The organism is Kitasatospora sp. A2-31, from assembly GCF_022288725.1.
Classification (GTDB): Bacteria; Actinomycetota; Actinomycetes; order Streptomycetales; family Streptomycetaceae; genus Kitasatospora.
The window spans coordinates 1-1,466 of sequence record NZ_JAKNTA010000173.1 but is presented as its reverse complement, the minus strand read 5'-3'; the positions used below and the strand labels follow the sequence as shown (position 1 = coordinate 1,466).

Below are 1,466 nucleotides of genomic sequence, written 5' to 3'. Positions count from 1 at the left end.
GTGGAGACGTTCTCGCCGTGGCCCTGCTCAAGCCTGATGTAGTACGCCGTGCTCACGCCGGCCAGCTGGGCCAGCTCCTCGCGGCGCAGTCCGGGCACCCGCCGACGGGTGCCGTAGTCCGGCAGACCGACGTCCTCCGGCCGCAGCCGGGCCCGACGGGAGCGGAGGAATTCGCTGAGTTCGGTGCGCGGGTCCATGCGGCCCAGTATGAGGGTGAGCCTGCCAGTCGTACGTTGGCCGGTCGTACGCTGCCCGCGCGTAGGTTCCGCGGTCGTACGCGGGACCGTCGTACGACAACCGCTGACCTGGTTGCCACCGTCGCGCCGGCGCAGGCTGGGGCACATGACGAACACGACCGACACCGCGACCCCCGCCACCGCCGCGAGCGCCGCCGGCCCGGCGGCCGGGGCCGGGGCCGGGCCGCGCACGGTCGCGGCGTACGCCGCCCCGGCCCCCAAGGCCCCGCTGGAGCGGACCACCGTCCCGCGCCGGGCGCTGGGCGAGCACGACATCCTGATCGACATCCGCTTCGCCGGCATCTGCCACTCCGACATCCACCAGGTCGCCGAGGACTGGGGCGACGGCATCTTCCCGATGGTCCCGGGCCACGAGATCGCCGGCGTGGTCGCCGAGGTCGGTCCCGGGGTGACCCGCTGGGCCGTCGGCGACCGGGTCGGGGTCGGCTGCTTCGTCGACTCCTGCCGCGAGTGCGACAACTGCCGGGCCGGCCTGCAGCAGTTCTGCACCGGTACCCCGGGCGCGGTCTTCACCTACAACGGCATCGGCCGCGACGGCGAGCCCACGTACGGCGGCTACTCCACCCAGCTGGTCGTGGACGAGGGGTACGCGCTGCGCATCCCCGACGCGCTGCCGCTGGACGTCGCCGCGCCGCTGCTCTGCGCCGGCATCACCCTCTACTCGCCGCTCAACCACTGGGGCGCCGGGCCGGGCAGGAAGGTCGCCGTCGTCGGCCTCGGCGGGCTGGGGCACATGGGCGTGCAGATCGCGCACGCCATGGGCGCCGAGGTCACCGTGCTCAGCCAGTCCCTGCGCAAGCGCGAGGACGGCCTGAAGCTCGGCGCGGACCACTACCGCGCCACCTCCGACCCGGCCACCTTCACCGAGCTGGCCGGCACCTTCGACCTGATCGTCAACACCGTCTCCGCCGACCTCGACCTGAGCGCGTACCTCGGCCTGCTGAAGACCGACGGCACCCTGGTCCAGGTGGGCGCACCGGAGAAGCCGGTCAGCATCAACGCCCACACCCTGCTGATCGGCCGCAAGTCCGTCTCCGGCTCGATGATCGGCGGCCTGCCGGAGACCCAGGAGATGCTGGACTTCTGCGCGGCCCACGGAATCGGCGCCGAGATCGAACTGATCCGCGCCGACCAGATCAACGACGCCTACGCCCGCGTCCTCACCAGCGACGTCCGCTACCGCTTCGTCATCGACACCGCGACCATCTG

2 protein-coding genes are annotated in these 1,466 nt (G+C 72.6%); one reads left to right on the top strand and one right to left on the bottom strand.

Annotated elements, in window-relative coordinates; translation table 11 throughout:
* A partial coding sequence (locus MCM47_RS40615; protein ID WP_238951818.1) for a helix-turn-helix transcriptional regulator occupies positions 1–197 on the bottom strand: 197 nt, incomplete at its 3' end.
* 268 nt (positions 198–465) lie between these two features.
* Between MCM47_RS40615 and MCM47_RS40610 the strand changes: the two genes are divergently transcribed.
* A partial coding sequence (locus tag MCM47_RS40610) for an NAD(P)-dependent alcohol dehydrogenase (protein ID WP_238951819.1) occupies positions 466–1,466 on the top strand: 1,001 nt, incomplete at its 3' end.